This is a genomic window from Flavobacterium sp., assembly GCF_044371705.1.
Taxonomy (GTDB): domain Bacteria; phylum Bacteroidota; class Bacteroidia; order Flavobacteriales; family Flavobacteriaceae; genus Flavobacterium.
In genome coordinates this window covers 1-18,545 of the sequence record NZ_JBILTE010000034.1, presented here as the reverse complement: position 1 = coordinate 18,545, position 18,545 = coordinate 1, and the positions used below count along the sequence as shown (strand labels likewise).

The 18,545-nt window shown below is 34.1% G+C and carries 14 protein-coding genes; 8 read left to right on the top strand and 6 right to left on the bottom strand.

The annotated features are described in order from the left end of the window. From ACIQ2S_RS04060 to ACIQ2S_RS04035, 6 genes are all read left to right on the top strand, one after another. Positions 1–683: DUF5723 family protein (locus tag ACIQ2S_RS04060; RefSeq protein ID WP_396173027.1), on the top strand; the 683-nt coding region annotated here is incomplete at its 5' end. A 38-nt stretch (positions 684–721) separates the two neighbouring features. Further along, positions 722–2,050, top strand: coding sequence for an aldehyde dehydrogenase family protein (locus tag ACIQ2S_RS04055; RefSeq protein ID WP_396173026.1), 1,329 nt, complete (start codon positions 722–724; stop codon positions 2,048–2,050). Between the two features lie 10 nt (positions 2,051–2,060). Beyond that, positions 2,061–2,846 carry a hypothetical protein gene (locus ACIQ2S_RS04050; RefSeq protein WP_396173024.1) on the top strand — a complete coding sequence of 262 codons (786 nt, stop codon included), beginning with the start codon at positions 2,061–2,063 and terminating at the stop codon, positions 2,844–2,846. 546 nt (positions 2,847–3,392) lie between these two features. After that, positions 3,393–7,034, top strand: coding sequence for a PAS domain S-box protein (locus tag ACIQ2S_RS04045; protein ID WP_396173020.1), 3,642 nt, complete (start codon positions 3,393–3,395; stop codon positions 7,032–7,034). A 40-nt stretch (positions 7,035–7,074) separates the two neighbouring features. Then, complete coding sequence (locus ACIQ2S_RS04040; protein ID WP_396173016.1) at positions 7,075–7,929, top strand: neutral zinc metallopeptidase; 855 nt, start codon at positions 7,075–7,077, stop codon at positions 7,927–7,929. Positions 7,930–8,082: 153 nt separating this feature from the next. Beyond that, positions 8,083–9,438 (top strand): hydroxymethylglutaryl-CoA synthase family protein, encoded by a 1,356-nt coding sequence (locus tag ACIQ2S_RS04035; RefSeq protein WP_396173013.1) that lies wholly within the window; start codon positions 8,083–8,085, stop codon positions 9,436–9,438. A 113-nt stretch (positions 9,439–9,551) separates the two neighbouring features. Here ACIQ2S_RS04035 and tnpA read toward each other — a convergent pair whose 3' ends face one another. Together tnpA and ACIQ2S_RS04025 are read right to left on the bottom strand one after the other, a co-directional pair. After that, a complete protein-coding gene (tnpA, locus tag ACIQ2S_RS04030; protein WP_396173009.1) occupies positions 9,552–10,019 on the bottom strand; it encodes an IS200/IS605 family transposase in 468 nt (155 codons plus the stop codon). A 115-nt stretch (positions 10,020–10,134) separates the two neighbouring features. Further along, complete coding sequence (locus ACIQ2S_RS04025; protein WP_396173005.1) at positions 10,135–11,670, bottom strand: YifB family Mg chelatase-like AAA ATPase; 1,536 nt, start codon at positions 11,668–11,670, stop codon at positions 10,135–10,137. A gap of 81 nt (positions 11,671–11,751) precedes the next feature. Here ACIQ2S_RS04025 and ACIQ2S_RS04020 point away from each other — a divergent pair, with 81 nt between their 5' ends. Continuing rightward, positions 11,752–12,492 carry a DUF2490 domain-containing protein gene (locus ACIQ2S_RS04020; RefSeq protein ID WP_396173003.1) on the top strand — a complete coding sequence of 247 codons (741 nt, stop codon included), beginning with the start codon at positions 11,752–11,754 and terminating at the stop codon, positions 12,490–12,492. Between the two features lie 35 nt (positions 12,493–12,527). Here the strand turns inward: ACIQ2S_RS04020 and ACIQ2S_RS04015 are convergent, their stop codons facing one another. The 4 genes from ACIQ2S_RS04015 to ACIQ2S_RS04000 are packed head-to-tail and all read right to left on the bottom strand — an operon-like array spanning position 12,528 to position 17,792. Beyond that, a complete protein-coding gene (locus tag ACIQ2S_RS04015; protein ID WP_396173000.1) occupies positions 12,528–14,534 on the bottom strand; it encodes a protein-disulfide reductase DsbD family protein in 2,007 nt (668 codons plus the stop codon). Continuing rightward, on the bottom strand, positions 14,534–15,838 hold the full coding sequence (gene tilS / locus ACIQ2S_RS04010) for a tRNA lysidine(34) synthetase TilS (RefSeq protein ID WP_396172998.1): 1,305 nt from the start codon (positions 15,836–15,838) through the stop codon (positions 14,534–14,536). The genes ACIQ2S_RS04015 and tilS overlap by 1 nt, the downstream gene beginning before the upstream one ends. 42 nt (positions 15,839–15,880) lie before the next feature. Then, positions 15,881–17,245, bottom strand: a complete 1,365-nt coding sequence (locus tag ACIQ2S_RS04005) for an anthranilate synthase component I family protein (RefSeq protein WP_396172995.1) — start codon at positions 17,243–17,245, stop codon at positions 15,881–15,883. A gap of 7 nt (positions 17,246–17,252) precedes the next feature. Continuing rightward, positions 17,253–17,792, bottom strand: coding sequence for an NADPH-dependent FMN reductase (locus tag ACIQ2S_RS04000; RefSeq protein WP_396172993.1), 540 nt, complete (start codon positions 17,790–17,792; stop codon positions 17,253–17,255). Between the two features lie 71 nt (positions 17,793–17,863). Here ACIQ2S_RS04000 and ACIQ2S_RS03995 point away from each other — a divergent pair. Then, positions 17,864–18,545 (top strand): tetratricopeptide repeat protein (locus ACIQ2S_RS03995; protein ID WP_396172991.1); only part of this gene is annotated, 682 nt, incomplete at its 3' end.

Below are 18,545 nucleotides of genomic sequence, written 5' to 3'. Positions count from 1 at the left end.
CAGGAAATTTAGCGAATGATTTTACTAATGTGGAGAATTATTATCAATCAGTTTTTGGCAGTTTAAATGGCTATGGTGTTGACTTGGGAGTAAATTTCATGATTAAAGATGCTGACAAAGGTTATCGTTTGAACTCAGGAATTTCTATAAGGAATATCGGTGAAATGACCTTTAAAGATGCTAATAATTCGTCAATAAATTACACTTTAACAATTCCTGAAGCAACTGTACAAAATCCAGGACTTGATTTGGATGTTTTTAGTGGCATTGAAAGCATTGAGGAGGTAGAACAGATTCTTTTAGACAGCGGCTATTTAACAACTGTAAATGGCAAAAAAGACTTTGCAGTGCAACTACCAACAGTTTTCAATGCGTACGCAGATCTTAAAATTATACCTAAGTTTTATGCGTCACTTTTTATTCAACAAAAGCTAGGCGATGATCAAGCTAACGATCAAATTACTGCTCAAAATATTTTAACCCTGACACCTCGATTTAGTTTGGAACATTTTGAAGTTTTTACGCCTTTAACTCAAAATGAAATTTCAGGTTTCAATGCAGGAGTTGGTTTTAGAGCGGGTGGATTTTTTATTGGTTCAGGTTCAGTAATTACTGCCCTGATAAATGACAGTAAAGAAGCCGATATTTATGTTGGTTTCCGTTTTGGAATTGGCAAAAATTAATATTTCTAAGTATATTTGATTCCATTAAACCATGAAAAATGACTTCGATTACTTCAATTGCTAAACGAAAGTTCCTCTTAAAAAAGCTTTTAAAAACAATTCAAAGGAATGAGGCTCAAATAATTGATGCCTTGTATAAGGATTTTAAAAAACCTGCATTTGAAACGGTTATTACAGAAACCAGTTATGTTGTTTCTGATTTAAAACACACTATTTCAAATATAAATAGCTGGTCCAAACCCAAACGTATTTGGCCTTCCCTTTTAAATATTCCATCTTCCGATTTTATTTATTCGGAACCGTATGGAAGAGTTTTACTAATTGCACCATGGAATTATCCGTTTCAACTAGCAATGTGTCCCATGATTGCTGCTGTGGCTGCCGGAAACACTGTTGTATTGAAACCTTCCGAACTTACCTTTCATACTTCGCAAATTATTACAAAAATTGTAGAAGAAGTATTTGACGTAAAGGAAGTTGTAGTAGTAAATGGCGGTGCAGCATTCACGCAATCATTATTAGAAAAACGTTGGGATTACATTTTTTTCACCGGAAGTGTACCCGTTGGTAAAATTGTTGCACAAGCTGCGGCAAAATACCTTACTCCCATCACTTTAGAACTGGGAGGCAAAAATCCATGTATTATTGACGAAAACGCCAATTTAGAAGTCGCCGCCAAACGTATTGTTTGGAGTAAATTTGTGAATGCCGGACAAACATGTATTGCTCCCGACTACATTTTGGTTCAAGGAAAGGAAAAGTATAATTTAGTTGAATTGCTAAAAAAGGAAATTACCAGGGCTTATGGAGAAAATCCGGAAGAATCAAAAGATTTTGCACGAATTATTAATCCTAAAAACTGGAAGAGACTTTCGGAAATGATTGAACCTTCAAAAGTACTTTTTGGTGGAATAATCAATGAAAAAGATAATTACCTTAGTCCGACTTTAATTGATGAACCCTCTTTGTCGAGCGAAGTAATGAAAGATGAAATTTTCGGGCCTATTTTACCCATCATTTCTTATCACGATGAAAAAGATTTAGATAAAATCATATTGTCTTTCGAAAAACCATTGTCGCTTTATGTGTATTCCAACGACAAAGATTTTGCTGAAAGAATGCTCACAAATTATTCCTTTGGTGGAGGTTGTGTCAATGATTGTATGATTCATTTTGCAAACAAACGTTTGCCTTTTGGTGGCGTTGGAAATAGCGGAATGGGAGCTTACCACGGGAAACTAGGATTTGATACATTTTCACATAAAAAATCAATTGTAAAAAAACCCAATTGGGGTGATAATAATCTTCGTTTCGCACCTTATAAAAATAAATTGAAGTATCTTAAAAAAATATTATCTTGGCTTTAAATCATAGAAAATGGACAAAAACACTACAAAAATTGATCACGCAATTGCAAATGGTTACTCAGTAGATTTAGGTACTGTAATTGAAAAAGCATTTGAAAATTATAAAAAAATTGCTCTGCTTGGCGGACTTGCCTATCTCCTCATAGTATTAGCGATTGTGGGAATCGGTTCTGCACTGGCCGTCACAATGTTAGGCATAAATGATTTCACTGAAATATTAACCAATTTAGATCCAACCAAATTTACCGCAGTTGGTATAATAATTTATGTTTTAGGAATGGTAATTATTTCTGGACTAGCAAGTCCAATAAATGCCGGTTTCTTTAAAATGGCTCATCTTGCAGAGCACAATAAAGAATTTTCGATAGGAACTATCTTTGACTACTACAAAACGGCCTATTTTAAGGAGCTTTTCATAGCGGCTTCGCTGTTGGCACTAATTAATTTGGGAATTACATTTTTATTTGAATTTCTTGAATATCAGGTTATAGGTGTAGTATTTACCTATATTATAACATTTTTTACGCTACTATATTTACCATTAATTGTATTTGGCAATCAAAACGGAATTGACGCACTAGTAAAAAGTATTCAATTAGTAGTTAAGCAGCCTTTTATTGTTTTTGCTTTAGCTGTCGTCGGTATCGTTGGTGTGCTTGTAGGTTTAATAGGATTATGTATTGGTATATTTTTTACAATCCCTTTTTGGAACTCAATAATTTATACCCTTTACAACACTGTATTCCCTGCGGATGAAACTTCTGAAATTGAAGATATAGGAACAACCTTAGACTAAATAATTCAAAAAATACCCAAAATAGAACTCCAAATTGAATTTTGGAGTTTTCCATTTTTGTTAAGAGCTTAGAAAAGAATGATTAATACCTTTATTTATTCAAATTAATTGCTATTTTAGCAAGGTTATTTGCAAATAAAATAAAACCAAATGCCCCTTTTTATCTTTAATCGGAATTGGTTTGACTCCAATTTGATTAGTAGCCTACTAAATCTTGAATTAAAAAAACTTGTGCTACACTTTTCGCGAATTGCAAACTTTGTTTCAATTTTAGAAGGGTTGTTTATTGTATTATTTATTGCGTTTCTAGTTGTATTTACAGTAAAGATTTACGCAAATCAAAAAAAATACAATAATAAATTCATCAAATATTTTTCAGAGGTAAATTATTCTCACATAGAGTATCAAAGGTATTTTTTATTCTTTGCGGTAGTTATTCCTGCTATCGAGATTCTTTTACATATTTTTAGAATAAGAGAAGAACCAAAAATTTACAACTTCATCTTCGGTTTTGTTTTTTTTATAATTTTTTACCTCAGCACGAAATTGAGTATTATTAAAAAATACCTTCATCGAGGGTTTCAAAGTATCTTTATAATTTATCTATTTATAATTCTAAAGACCTTAATCACCTTTCAACAACTCGAATTAATCAGCTATTCTGCACTTTTAGTTTTATTGTTCTTTTCCTATGACATTTTCAAGAAAATCAATGAGTACTGGATTTTTGTTGGTTGCACATTCGTAGCTGTTTTGATATTAACCATTACAGAAGATTTAAAATTTGAGACCGGATTATCACTACTTTTAAGTTTACTGTTGATTATTATCATAAATTTTATTCGACACATTACCCATTTAAATACTAAAAATAAGTTTCTTTTTGCTAATGAAATTGTAAACAAAGGGAATTCACTGATTGTTGCAACTAGAAAAAATGGGGAACTCACCTATTGTAGTGAAACGATTCTTCCAATTTTAGGCTATACAATAGATGAAGTTTTAGGCATGGGATTTTGGCATCTGACAGAGGATAGCGAATTTATTGGTGAAGACTACCATAATGCCTATGTTAGTGAACGTATGTATACACGTAAATTGAAATGCAAAGATGGACAATATAAATACATTCAGTGGGTTGACAAACAATTTGGGGACGATGTTTTTGTGGGAATCGGAAACGATATAACTGATAAAATTAAGCTGGAAAATCAGTACCAAAATTTAGTTGAAAGTGCCGCCGATTTGATTTTTGAAACAGATGACGACGGAAAATTCACTTACATCAATTCTTTTTCATGCAAAATTCTTGGCTATGAACTAAATGAACTGATGCAAAAGTATTTTGGCGAATTGGTTAGAGCAGACTACCGGTCAAAAATTGTTAATTTTTATACCGAAGAACTAAAGCATTTAGATAACAACACTATTTTGGAATTTCCTATTTTAAACAAAAAAGGGGAAGAAATTTGGATTTCTCAAAAAGTATCTGCTAAACGAAATGAGTATGGCGAAATTTTAGGTTATTCCGGGATAGCAAGAGATATTACATTATTAAGAAATTTAGAAATAGAAAACAATCTTCGTCAGGAAAAGATTAAAAAATACCACAAGGCACTAACAAAGTTGTCTACCACGAATTTTACCAATCATGACAATCTTTCGCTGTTGTTAAAAGAAATTTTTGAAACGGCCTCAAATGCGGCTACTATCCAACGTATAAGTTTTTGGAAATATTATTCAGACCGAATTGAATGCCAGAATTTATATGATTTGCACACCAACACACACTCCAAAGAAAGCACACTGCTGAGATCTGATTTTCCTATTTATTTTGAAGCTATTGAAAAAGAACAAATCATCATTGCGTCAGATGTCTCTAAACAATATGAAATTTCTGAGTTTGTCACGAATTATTTTAAAAAGCACTCCATTTTTTCATTAGTAGATTACCCCGTTTTTATCAATGGAAAACTATATGGAATCATTTGTTTTGAGGCAACAAAAGAAATCAGATATTGGGATAATGAAGACGTGAATTTTACACGGTCTGTATCTGAAATCATATCACTAGGGATCGAAACACAAAAAAGAAAAATAGCTGAAAGAAACCTAAAATATAAAAGTGAAGTTTTGACTGTTATAAGCAAAATTTCAGAAAAAATTCTTTCCCATCAAGATGTATTCAATATTTTGAATGACATCCTAAAAACTCTTGGAGCAGCAACCAACGCAGATCGGATTTACTATTTTGAGGCTGATGAACAAAAAAGACTCGTTTCTCAAAAATTTGAATGGACCAATCAAAATATAGAGCCACAGATAAATAATCCGAATTTACAAGAAGTCCCTTTTGAATTTTTTATTGATATTGTAGTACCACTGAAGTCTAAAAAGATTTATAAAAAATTGGTGAAAGATATTTTTGAAAGTGAATTTAAGGAATTAATGAAAGAACAAAATATCCTTTCAGTGCTAATTTTTCCGGTATTTGTAAAAAATAAATTAGTGGGGTGTCTTGGTTTTGATGACTGTACCACAGAAAGAATTTGGGGTGATGATGAAGTAACTATTTTAGAAACTTTAGTAAACACAATATCCTCCGCTATCGAACGAAATTTAAATGAAAACTTACTACATAAAAGCAAAGAACAATTCCGCCTTTTAGCAGAAAATATTCCTGGAACTGTATATCTTTCAAAAAATGACAATGAATGGACAAAAATATACATCAATGACGAAGTAAAAAATTTAACCGGATTTACCAAAGAAGAGTTCTTGGAGAAAAAAGTATCCTACATTGATTTAATTCATCCGGAAGATAAAGAGCAAATCATTACACAACAAAAAAACATACTGCAAAAAGGAGAAAAAATTCACCAAGAATATCGAATCATTAAAAAAGACGGCACCATTGTTTGGGTAGAAGAATTTGGAGATATCGTAAAAGATGGCGATACAATCGATTTTATAGAAGGAATCTTTATTGACATAACTGAACGCAAAAATAAAGAAAATGCAATAAAAGAGAAGGAACTTGCCATTGCAGCAAACAAATCTAAATCAGAATTTCTAGCTAATATGAGCCACGAAATTCGGACGCCGTTAAATGGAATTATTGGTTTTACAGACCTACTTATCCAAACTGATTTAAATACAAATCAATCTTTATACATGAAAACCATTCATCAATCGGCCAATACGCTGATGGGATTGATTAATGATATCTTAGATTTTTCAAAAATAGAATCTGGAACAATAGACTTAGTGCCTGAAATATGCCCTATAAAAAGTCTGGCAGAAGAAGTTATTGACACCGTAAAATACATTGCAATCGACAAAGGACTAAATCTAAATCTGGAAATAGATTCCACTGTTCCTGTTAATTTATTCATCGACCCACTAAGGCTTAAACAAGTTTTAATTAACTTATTGGCAAATGCTGTCAAATTTACATTAGAAGGGACTGTAACTTTAATGATAGAGCCACTAAAAATAAACAAAAACAACAATATAAGTTTACGTTTTTCTGTTTGTGACACAGGAATTGGAATCGAACCAAAAAACCAAATAAAAATATTTGATGCGTTCACGCAGGAAGACATTTCAACTACCCGAAAATTTGGAGGAACCGGACTCGGATTAAGTATCTCAAGTACGATTCTGGCATTAATGAATAGTAAACTAGAATTAATAAGTGAACCCAATCTTGGAAGTACTTTCTATTTTGATTTAATTCTGACACAACCTACAAATGACGAAGATAGAGGAGAATTAAAAGCTGAAACGCTAAACAATTATTCAACCTCTGCGGAAGTTGCCATTTTGATAATCGAAGACAACAATGTGAATGCTTTATTAGCTAAAACATTGGTACGAAAGATTGCTCCAAATAGTAAAATAATTCAAGTCAATAATGGCTTTAATGCAATTGCTGAATGTAAAAAAACGAGATTCGACTTACTTTTAATGGATATCCAAATGCCTGCGATGAATGGCTATGTCGCAACACAAGAAATTAGAAAAATATGCGGCTATTCAACTGTTCCTATTATTGCATTAACAGCAGGAACAATGATTGATGAAAAAGAAAAATGCATTGAAGCAGGAATGAATGACTACATATCAAAACCAATTATGAAAGGTATTTTGGAACAAACTTTTGAAACTTGGTTGAACGTAAAATAAAATTCAATAAATTTATATCTAACTTGTAATCAATTAGCTTATGAAATGGGAAGGTCGCAGACAAAGTACAAACATGGAAGACCGCAGAGGCATGGGAACCGGCGGAAAAGTCATGGCAGGTGGCGGTTTAATTGGTGTTGTATTTTTAATTATTCAACTATTTATGGGTGGTGACAATGCGCAACTCATCCAGGAATTACAAAATCAAGTGCAACAGCAACAAACTGAAACTGGTGCAGGTGAACCATTGTCTGCCGAAGATCAGAAAATGGGTGAATATGTTGCAACTGTTTTAGCAGACACCGAAGATGTCTGGCATCGAATTTTTGAAGAAAACGGAATGACCTATGTAGAACCAAAATTGGTTTTATTTCGCGGTTCTGTTCAGTCAGCATGCGGCGGAGCAACCTCTGCCTCAGGCCCTTTTTATTGCCCTGGAGATCAAAAAGTATATATGGATTTAGACTTTTTTGATGAACTGCAAACTCGTTTCGGAGCCCAAGGCGGCGATTATGCCATTGCTTATGTCATTGCTCATGAAGTGGGTCATCATGTACAAACTTTATTAGGCACCTCGGGAAAAGTTCGACAACTACAACAAAGTTTAACAAAAACGGAAGGCAACAAATTATCAGTTTCCTTAGAATTACAAGCTGATTTCTATGCCGGACTTTGGACACATTACAACAGCAATTACCTTGATGAAGGTGATATTGAAGAAGCTCTAAGTGCTGCTCAAGCCGTTGGTGATGATGCCATTCAAAAAAAGATGCAAGGCCATGTAGTGCCTGATTCATTTACACATGGCACTTCAGAGCAACGCGTTAAATGGTTTGGGAAAGGATTTAAAAGCGGTGATATCAAACAAGGTGACACCTTTAAAGCATTGAATTAAATGCAGTATTCAGGAAAATTTATGTGCTTTTCAAAATAAAAACTTCTCTTTTTTAAAACATTCGTAATTCGATTTCCGGAACATTCTTTTTATGAATTGTTCAATACATTTTGATTTTCGCTTTTATACATTTGTTACTTTAAATCTATACAAATGAACGTTGGTATTGACAGCATCGCATACGATATTCCTAAAGTATATTTACCCATAACTTCCCTGGCAAATCAGCGAAATATTGAACCGGACAAACTTATCACAGGACTCGGTTTGCAAAAAATGAGTTTTCCTGATGTTCACCAAGATGTAGTGACTTTTGCTGCCAATGCTTGTTTGAAATTGATTCAACAAGAAGGTTTAAATCCGTCTGAAATTTCTAGAATTTATGTAGGCACCGAAAGTGGCGTTGATAGCTCAAAACCTGTTGCTTCCTATGTTTTATCACTTTTAGAAAGTCAGTTAGGCGAAAGATCTTTCAGAAATTGTGATATAGTCGACTTAACTTTTGCTTGCATTGGAGCAGTGGACGCTCTTCAAAACTGTTTGGATTACATACGTTTGAATCCAACTAAAAAAGCTATTGTAATTGCTTCCGACAATGCTAAATATGATTTGAATTCTTCCGGCGAATATACGCAAGGAGCAGGTGCAATTGCACTACTAGTTGCAGTGAACCCAAGAATTTTAAGTTTTACAACTGAAGTTGGCGTTTCCACCGAAGGTGTTTTTGACTTCTTTAAGCCACGCCGGTATTTTTCAAAAGAAGAAATTACCAATAAAACCGACAATCCCGAATGGCTAGAAGTTTTAGAAGACGAAGTGGCAATTTATAAAGAGCAACCTGTATTTGACGGTCAATACTCTAACCAATGTTATATTAATCGCATTGTAGATGCTTACAATCACTTTAAAACTGAAAGCAATCAGCATGGAAAAGTCTACGAAAATTGGTCAGCTGTTTTAATGCACCTACCTTACTGTTTTCAAGGAAGACGCACTTTCATTGAAATTTTTGCCAATGAAAATCCGATCTTACTTGAACAGCAAATTGGAGAAACAACCAAAGACAAAATTAAAGGACTCGCTAAAACTCCTGAATACTTGCAGTTTGTAAATGAAAAAATAGTTCCTTCAGAAATTGCCTCGGGACAAATTGGAAATATTTATACCGGTTCTATTTTTTTAGGATTGATTTCTACCCTTTGTTATCATGCTCAAAAAAACACGAAGTTGGAAAACCAGAAAGTTGGATTCATTGCTTACGGAAGCGGTTCCAAATCGAAAGTTTTTGAAGCCACAGTTGCGTCTGTTTGGAATAAGCAAATCTCAAAAATCAATATTTTTAAAACTTTAGAATCGTGTAAACCGATTGATTTTGATACCTATGAAAAGCTCCATAAAAAAGAATTAAAGCAGTCTGTTGTCAAACCATCTAATGAATTTGTTTTGGATTTTATTGAAAAAGAAAATCCGGTTTTAGTTGGAGCGAGGTATTATAAATTTATTGATTAATGACTCGTCTCGTCCTGATTATTCGATTCAATCTTCTATGTGCGACAGATTTAATCTTCTAGGTGCGACAGATTCAATCTTCTATGTGCGACAGCACTAAATTTCATCCGACTTCAGTCGGATGTTTTTGTTTCACCCGTTACTCCATTTTTAAAAACCTTACGAATCTTTTCATATTCATCATCAAAAGATTTTTTACAATGATGAGCTTCCTGATTTTTAATATAATTCCGCACCCTTTTTAAAATAGATTCAGAAACAGACAATGCAAAAAATTCACTTTGCCATTCGAATCTTTTTCCTTTTAAATTGGGAAATAGATTAGGGTTTTTATTTATCCAATAAGATGATTCACCTTTAATTAATTGCATTACTTTTTCAACACTTTGATTAATTCCCAGTGAAATTAAACAATGGCAATGATCTTCATAACCATTGACAAAATCAACATGAATTCCTTTCTGTTTAGCATTTTCTTTTATATGATTCCAAACTAACTGTCTCGATTCAATGGTGTTTAAAAATGGATATCTGTTTTTTGTGCACCAGACAAAATGAATGTATATTTTTAGATATGGCATATAATTAAGATTTTGGATTATATTTTTTAATAATCCTCCGACTAAAGTCGGAGGCAAGTTAGTGCTGTCGCACATGGAATATTGATGATGCTATTGAATTGATTTTTGAAACCCTTTACCCCAACCATCCTTCCCGATCCAAACTTCTGTATTGAATAGCTTCTGCAATATGTGCCGGTTTGAGCCCTTCTGAACCCTCTAAATCTGCAATAGTCCTGGAAACTTTCAGAATTCTGTCATACGCTCTGGCAGAGAGATTTAATCGCTCCATGGCGGTTTTGAGCAATTGCAACGAAGCCTCATCTAAAACACAATATTCACGAATGTGTTTGCTATTCATTTGTGCATTGTAGTGGATATGATTCATCGATTCAAAACGCTCGGTTTGAATCTTTCTTGCTTTGGTTACACGCTTTCTAATCTCGATGCTGCTCTCGGCTTTTCTTGTTTCTGTTAGTTTTTCAAAGGGAACCGGAGTTACTTCGATATGAATATCAATACGATCCAATAAAGGTCCTGAAATTTTACCCAGATAACGCTGCATTTCAGCCGGTGAAGAACTAACAGGAGCGTTGGGATCATTAAAATAACCACTCGGACTAGGATTCATACTTGCCACTAACATAAATGATGATGGATAAGTGATTGTAAATTTAGCCCGTGAAATAGTGACTTCTCTATCTTCTAATGGTTGTCGCATCACTTCCAGTACTTCTCGTTTAAACTCCGGTAATTCATCTAAAAATAAGACTCCGTTGTGAGCCAACGAGATTTCTCCCGGTTGCGGATAGCTTCCACCACCAACTAAAGAAACGGACGAAGCCGTGTGATGCGGACTACGAAAGGGTCGCTGACTCATCAATCCGGCATCTTTTATTTTACCTGCGACCGAATGAATTTTAGTTGTTTCCAACGCCTCTTTCATGGTCATTGGTGGTAAAATACTTGGCAATCGCTTGGCAAGCATTGTTTTGCCGGAACCGGGCGGACCAATTAAAATAATATTGTGTCCGCCAGCCGCAGCAATTTCCATACATCGCTTGATGCTTTCTTGTCCTTTGACATCTGAAAAATCAAATTCAGGAAAATCTAACGTTTTGGAAAATTCTTCTTGCGTATCAATAATTGTAGGTTCAATGGTTCCCCTTCCTTCAAAAAAATCGATTACTTGTACTACATTTTCAATACCATACACATCTAAACCTTCCACAATTGCGGCTTCTTTGACATTTTGTATGGGAAGTATAAACCCTTTAAAACCTTCTTCTTTTGCTTTGATAGCAATGGAAAGAGCTCCTTTAATGGGTTGCAAACCACCATCCAAAGACAATTCTCCCATAATTACATAGTGTTGTAACTCATCAGCTCTAATTTGTCCGGAGGCAACCAAAATTCCAATTGCCAATGTCAGATCATAAGCAGATCCTTCTTTACGTAAATCGGCCGGAGCCATGTTGATGGTGATTTTTTTTCCGGGTAAGGAATACCCGTTGTTTTTTAAAGCAGCAGCAATGCGGTAACTGCTTTCTTTGATGGCATTGTCAGGAAGTCCTACCAGATGGTATCCTATTCCTTTATCAATGTTTACTTCTACTGTAATCGTCGTGGCTTCGACACCGAAAACGGCACTTCCAAATACTTTAACTAACATGGCGTATAAATTTATCTATGACAAATATCAAAAAATATTCGTTGGAAATGAAGTATTTTTACAAATAAATTACATTAACAAATGAGAGGCTTCAAATTCATTTGGATTTTTTTGTCGGTATTTTTTTCTCAAACTCTTTTTTCACAGTCAAATGAGACAGAAAACGAACAGATTTGGATGGGTTACTTGACGCAATCTAAACTATCAAAAAACTACTCGTTGTGGAATGACACCCATTGGGTTCCGGACAGCTTTTATATTATTAGAACGGGTCTCACGTATCACTTTGAAAACAAACTCAAAACAACCAGCACTTTAGGATATGCGGTGGCTTGGTTCTATCCGCTTGAAAATAATGAAACTTTTCGATTAGAACAACGGATTTGGGGGCAAACCACATCCGTTCATGCCAGCTCAACCTTTAATTTTTTTCATCGATTGCGTTACGAGGCGAGGTTTAGAAAAACGATTATTGAGGATCGAGCTACTTCCGATTACAACTTTAATTATCGATTAAGGTACTTATTTCAAATGCGATATAATTTCGATAAAAATCCAAAAACGGGCAATCGCTTTTACACGTTAGCTTCTGATGAAATTATGTTCAACGCCGGCGAAGAAATCACCAATAACTTCCGATTTGATCAAAACAGATTCTCTTTAGGAATGGGTTATCAAACAAAAAACATGTCGTTTCAATTGGCTTATATGAAACAACTAATTTTAGCAAATACATCCGACATCTCTAAAATAAACAACAATTTGCAACTATTTATTTTTCACAATTTTGATTTTACTTCAAAAGAAAAATCCCCGAAATAAATGTATTTCAGGGACTTTAAAACGGATCAATTCTTTTATTTCTTAAATTTTGAAATGCCTTCATCCAGCCAATCTTCATACAACTCAATATCAGGATCATAACTTGCAGGTTCAGCTGAAAGCGTATTGCCTTCGGTATCCAAAATTAAATAGTAGGGCTGAGCATTGGCTTTGTATTTTGTAATTTGAAAGTCACTCCATTTGTTACCAATTGTTTTTATTTTTTTACCGGTTTCTTTGGAAACATACTTTTCACTTTCCGGCAATTCTTTTTTATCATCTACATATAAGGATATTAAAACAACTTCATTTTTAAGTATCGAATGAATTCTTTTATCCGACCAAACATAATCTTCCATCTTACGACAATTGACGCAAGCATAACCTGTAAAATCGAGTAGCACAGGTTTGTTCACTTGTTTTGCATAAGCCATTCCATGTTCATAATCATGAAAGGCAATAATACCATGCGGTCCTGCATGTGCCCCTTTTGACAGCACTTGTGAATCGCCTGACCCACCACTTCCGATACCTGTTGGACTTTCGCTATAATTCAACGGTGGTGGAAAACCGGATATAATTTTCAATGGTGCTCCCCAAAGTCCGGGTATCATGTAAACTGTAAAACTCAAGACAAACAATCCCATAAACAATCGTCCAACGGAAATATGCTGCAACGGGCTATCGTGTGGCAACGATATTTTGCCAAACAAGTACAACGCCCAAATACCAAAAACAGCAATCCAAATGGCTAAAAAGGTTTCTCTTTCAAACCAATGCAATTGTAAAACTAAATCGGCATTGGATAAAAATTTAAAGGCAAAAGCCAATTCTAAAAACCCTAAAGATACTTTCACCGTATTCAACCATCCGCCCGATTTTGGTAAAGTGTTCATCCAACCCGGAAATAAAGCGAATAACATAAACGGCAAAGCAATAGCAGAAGAAAAGCCTAACATCCCTACAATCGGAGCAATTCCACCTTTGGAAGCCGCTTCAACAATCAAAGTTCCTACAATTGGACCTGTACATGAAAACGAAACAATTGCCAAGGCTAATGCCATAAAAAAGATACCGATGATTCCGCCTCTATCCGCTTGGCGATCTACTTTATTAGCCCATGAATTAGGTAAAACAATTTCAAAAGCACCTAAAAACGAGGCTGCAAAGAAAATTAATAACCCAAAGAAAATAACATTGAAAGCAACACTAGTTGACAATTCGTTTAAAGAATCTGCTCCAAAAGCATAGGTTATAAGTGTTCCTAAAGCAACATAAATAACGATAATTGAAAGTCCGTAAATGATGGCATTTTTAATTCCTTTGGCTCGGTCTTTACTTTGCTTAGTAAAGAAACTCACAGTCATCGGTATCATCGGAAACACGCAGGGGGTTAATAATGCTGCAAATCCGGAGAAAAACGCGATAATAAAAATAGTCCAAAGTCCTTTTTGTTCTTCTTTCTTTTTTTCTTTTACGGGTTGAACTTTTGTTTCTTTTACTTGAGTGGAATCATTAACTGTTGCTTCCGCAGCAACCACAGTAGCTGTATCAACAACTGGTGCAACAAGTGTTTCGGAGGCTGGTATTTTTAATGCCGGCAACTTAAAATCAAAACTTTTGTATTGTTGAATACATTGTTCCAAACAAGCTTGGTATTCCACCTCAACTTTTATTGATTTTAAATTCGGATTGGTCACTTTAATCAACTGAGAAAACTGAGCTTTTCCTTCAAACATGTACTCGTCTACTCCAAAAACATCGCTGTACACTTTTTTGTATTTGCTTTCGGTTGTTTTACCAACCAACTGATAGTTTCCCTTGGCACCGTCATATATAAAAACGGTAGGTAACGAACCTCCATCCGGCGTAAACTGCGAAAAGAAATGCCATTCTTCTTGAATGGTTGCATCAAATTTTAATAAAAATTCGGTGTCTGATTTTTGTTCAATCGAAGTTTTCCACTTAACAGGATCTAAAATTTGTGCCTGTGTATTTGTAAATACAAAAATTAAAAGCAGTGCAAAAAGTAAGTTCTTCATTATAATAATTCTATTTTTAAAATAGTTTGTGTGTGTTCGGTTATTTTAAATCGGTCGTCCATTCGTTCGCCAACGATCCATATAATTTTATTTTCTGAACACAAAAGCCAAGTAGTCTCTTTTTTGGGTAACGAAAATTTTTCGTCCTTAAAAAATTTACTCACTTTCTTTTTTCCGTTCATTCCAAATGGGTAAAAATAATCGCCTTCTTTCCATTTTCGAAGTAGTAAAGGAAATTTTACCAATTTTGAGTCCACAAATATAGTTTTTGCATCTGATATTGAAAGGTCACTTAGCTCACAAAAACGCAACTTTAAGGGAAAATTAAGTTGTAGATCCTTTTCATTAATAAGATATTCTTCAGAATTTTCAACATTTTTAGGTTCTAAAATAAGTATTTCTCTATCTTTTACCAATCGAAACTGTTCTGAAAAAATCATTTTTCCCGATTGAGCAGTAACCAAATCATAAATATCTTGCCAAGCTGAAAATCCGAAAGGTGACAACCATTGATACAAATAGGCCTGATAATTGGCTAATTGAAGTAATTCTGTAAGATTGATTATCTTTTGATTGTTATCATCGTTCACCACTTTTCGATACACAATTCGCGAGGCATCGTCCACCAAGGATTGTGCTTGATTGAGGTTTTGAATAGTTTTTTCAAACGAATCTAAAAAACTTGGATTCAGTTCTTTTAAAATCGGCACCACTTGATGACGAATTTTATTGCGAAGGTATTTATCCGATGCATTGCTGGAATCTTCTCTCCATTTCAACTGATTTTCGTTCGCAAAAGTTTCAATTTCTGCTCTGGAAAAAATCAAAAGTGGCCGAACAATTTTATCATGAAGTGACGGAATTCCGCACAATCCATCCAAACCCGCTCCACGCGAAAAATTAATTAAAAATGTTTCCAATTGATCGTCTAAGTGATGAGCAGTTAAAACATAATCAAAGTTTTCATTTTCCAATAATTCGTAAAACCATTGGTAGCGAAGTTTTCGGGCTGCGAGTTGAATGGATAATTTTTTGTCTTCGGCAAATTGCTTGGTATCAAATCTTTGAAAAAAACCTTGAATGGAATTTTCTTGGCAATAGGACTTTACAAAATTTTCGTCGCCTTCACTTTCTGTATCTCGTAACTGAAAATTACAATGAGCCACTGCAATATCCAGTTTTGAATGAAACAATAATTCCAATAAAACCATGCTGTCTAATCCACCACTTACAGCAACAAGAATTTTAGCCTGCTGTAAAAAAGGGAAATTTGAAAGGATGTGATTTTGAAATTTTGAAAACATTTTCAAAAGTAAGGATTTTTGAGAGAATGAAAGAATAAGTCGTTATTGAAGGACTTCAAACATCGCTTTTGCTTTCAACAAACATTCTTCGTATTCACCTTCCGGAGTGGCTTCGCATGTAATGGCACTTCCCACGGAAAAAGATAAATAGTGATTTCTGGAATTGTATAAAATACTGCGAATCACGACATTAAAATCAAAATCACCTTCGGGTGTAAAATAACCAACAGCTCCACTGTACAAGCCTCGTTTGGTTTCCTCCAATTCTTCGATAATGTTCATGGCCGAAATTTTTGGAGCACCGGTCATACTTCCCATAGGAAAAGTAGATTTGATAATTTCAACCGGCGAAGTCGTATTTTCTACTTCAGAAACTACCGTAGAAATCATTTGATGTACTTGTTTGAACGTATAAATTTTACACAATTCCGCTACTTCAACTGAACCTTTGGTTGCTGTTCGGGATAAATCGTTGCGAACCAAATCTACAATCATAATATTTTCTGCTCGCTCTTTCGGATTATTTTCTAAATCTATTTTCGCTTGTTTGTCTGCAATTTCATCTGTATTTCTTCGAGCTGTTCCCTTAATCGGTTGCGAAATAACTTTAGTTCCTTCCTTTTTTAAATACCTTTCGGGAGAAGCGGACATTAAATAATGGTGACTGTTTTTAAAATAAACAGCAAAAGGCGGTTCAGAAATTTTATTCAGTTTTTGATAGATTTCCAATGGGTTAATTTGTGCTTCTTCAGAATAAAATTCCATGCAAAAATTGGCTTCGTAAATATCTCCGCGATGGATATGTTCCAACATTCGAGAAACTTTTTCAGTATACGATTCTTTTGAAATTCGTTGTTGAATCTTAATTTTAGTATCATCTCCAAACTCCAAACTCCCATCTCCCATCTTCCCTCTTCCATCTCCCATCTTCCATCTTCCCTCTTCCCTCTTCCATCTTCCCTCTTCCATCTTCCATCTCACAATCTCCTCAAAATCAGCATCCATTTCATCGTCGCAAAGTCTGAGATAATGCACCTCAACTTCGTTATTTTTCAAAAAAAATAGCTTTTTAGGTTGGAAGAAATACAAATCGGGAAATGCTAATCCGTCAAAATTCTTAGAAGTTAAAACTTCTGTAGCATTCTTTAAATCATAGGATAAATAACCAAACAACCAATCTTTTGTGTGTGATTGGTATTGATGCAAATCTTCAAAGGCATTGAAGTAATCGGTTTTGATAGATGTAAAAGCATCGATTGCCAAAACCGAATCATAAGTGATGTAACTGTGATGGTAATTGTTCGTGTCTAAAAAAACAACCTCATTAAACTGATTGCCCCATTCCAACAAATTACTTTTGAAGGATTCCGGATTTTCAATTTTGAATTTTTTGACCGTTCGTAACATCAAAAAGCTATTTCAATAGATTTTCAAACTGGTGTAATTTTGATAAAATCTCTTTTTTCAATTCTTCGTTGGTGATTGTTTTATTTTCAATTGAAAAATTTTCCTTGAATGTAGGAAATGAAAACGTATCAGTAACTTCTCCTCCAAAACGTGGAATCAAATTTTTAACTAGTTCCAACGAACTCATACCTCCTCTTGCTCCGGTTGAAGCACTTAGTAAAAATACTTTTTTACCTTCTAAAAACTTTCGGTCTAATCTTGACAACCAATCCAATACATTTTTAAAGAATGCAGAAGGATTGCTATTGTGTTCATTCACAGAAATAATGATTCCGGTAGATGCTTGAATATGCTTATAAACTTGATTGATTGACGACGGAAAACCATTATCTCGTTGTTCATCTTCACTATAAACAATCAAGTCCATATCAGACAATTTGAATAATTCAAACGTTGACTCTTTCAATTGAGTAGTCAAATAGGTTACTAATTCGTGATTGATAGAAGTGGAAGAATTACTTCCGGCAAAGGCTAGAATAGTTGACATTGAATTTGTTTTTTAGAATCACAAAATTAGCGAAAGAAAATTATTATATTTGACTTACATACTTATTAATCATGAAAAAAAATATACTAACCATTTTTATTTCTCTAATTTCCTATGTATCATATTGTCAGTCATCAAATGAAACAATAAAATTTGAAACAAAATATTATGATGCTAAAGACAAATGGGTGCTCTTTCCCAAAAAGGAAACCGACAGCGTTTATCCCTATGGCTTTATCTATTTGGATTATCAGGCTGGATTTACCTTAAATTTTGAAGGGACAGCTCAAATAAATAAAGACGGTTCTTTTAAACTTAATCAAAACGACCCAAGTAGCATGATAAAATACAGACTGGAGCCCTACAAAACTTCTGATGTATTTATTCTCCCTAAAACTACAATTAAAAAATTAGGCCTTGAAGAAGTTCCTGTATGGTTGGCAATTTATCAAAGAGAAGAAAACATAGAAAGTTTGAAAGATTTAGGTTTTCACTACAACCATGTTGGAGCCTGTGAAAAAGCATTAGTTTATCTAGAAAAAGCATATAAAATAAACCCTCATTACGAAGGACTTGAATTTGAATTAGCCTACGCCTACAATCATTTAGGTCAATACGAAAAATCAATTCCGGTTTTAGAAAAAGCAATTAAAAACAATCCGAAAAATTATTATTTTTTCAGAGAATTAGGATTTGCTTATGTCAAACAAAACAAAATAGATTTAGCCGAAGAAACGTATTTGAAAGGAATAA

Excerpts from the sequence above, each read along its gene's own strand:
- ACIQ2S_RS04055 (WP_396173026.1), top strand. The coding sequence starts at position 722 with ATGACTTCGATTACTTCAATTGCTAAACGAAAGTTCCTCTTAAAAAAG.
- ACIQ2S_RS04050 (WP_396173024.1), top strand. The coding sequence starts at position 2,061 with ATGGACAAAAACACTACAAAAATTGATCACGCAATTGCAAATGGTTAC.
- ACIQ2S_RS04040 (WP_396173016.1), top strand. The coding sequence starts at position 7,075 with ATGAAATGGGAAGGTCGCAGACAAAGTACAAACATGGAAGACCGCAGA.
- ACIQ2S_RS04035 (WP_396173013.1), top strand. The coding sequence starts at position 8,083 with ATGAACGTTGGTATTGACAGCATCGCATACGATATTCCTAAAGTATAT.
- tnpA (WP_396173009.1), bottom strand. The coding sequence starts at position 10,019 with ATGCCATATCTAAAAATATACATTCATTTTGTCTGGTGCACAAAAAAC.
- ACIQ2S_RS04025 (WP_396173005.1), bottom strand. The coding sequence starts at position 11,670 with ATGTTAGTTAAAGTATTTGGAAGTGCCGTTTTCGGTGTCGAAGCCACG.
- ACIQ2S_RS04020 (WP_396173003.1), top strand. The coding sequence starts at position 11,752 with ATGAGAGGCTTCAAATTCATTTGGATTTTTTTGTCGGTATTTTTTTCT.
- ACIQ2S_RS04015 (WP_396173000.1), bottom strand. The coding sequence starts at position 14,534 with ATGAAGAACTTACTTTTTGCACTGCTTTTAATTTTTGTATTTACAAAT.
- tilS (WP_396172998.1), bottom strand. The coding sequence starts at position 15,838 with ATGTTTTCAAAATTTCAAAATCACATCCTTTCAAATTTCCCTTTTTTA.
- ACIQ2S_RS04005 (WP_396172995.1), bottom strand. The coding sequence starts at position 17,245 with ATGTTACGAACGGTCAAAAAATTCAAAATTGAAAATCCGGAATCCTTC.
- ACIQ2S_RS04000 (WP_396172993.1), bottom strand. The coding sequence starts at position 17,792 with ATGTCAACTATTCTAGCCTTTGCCGGAAGTAATTCTTCCACTTCTATC.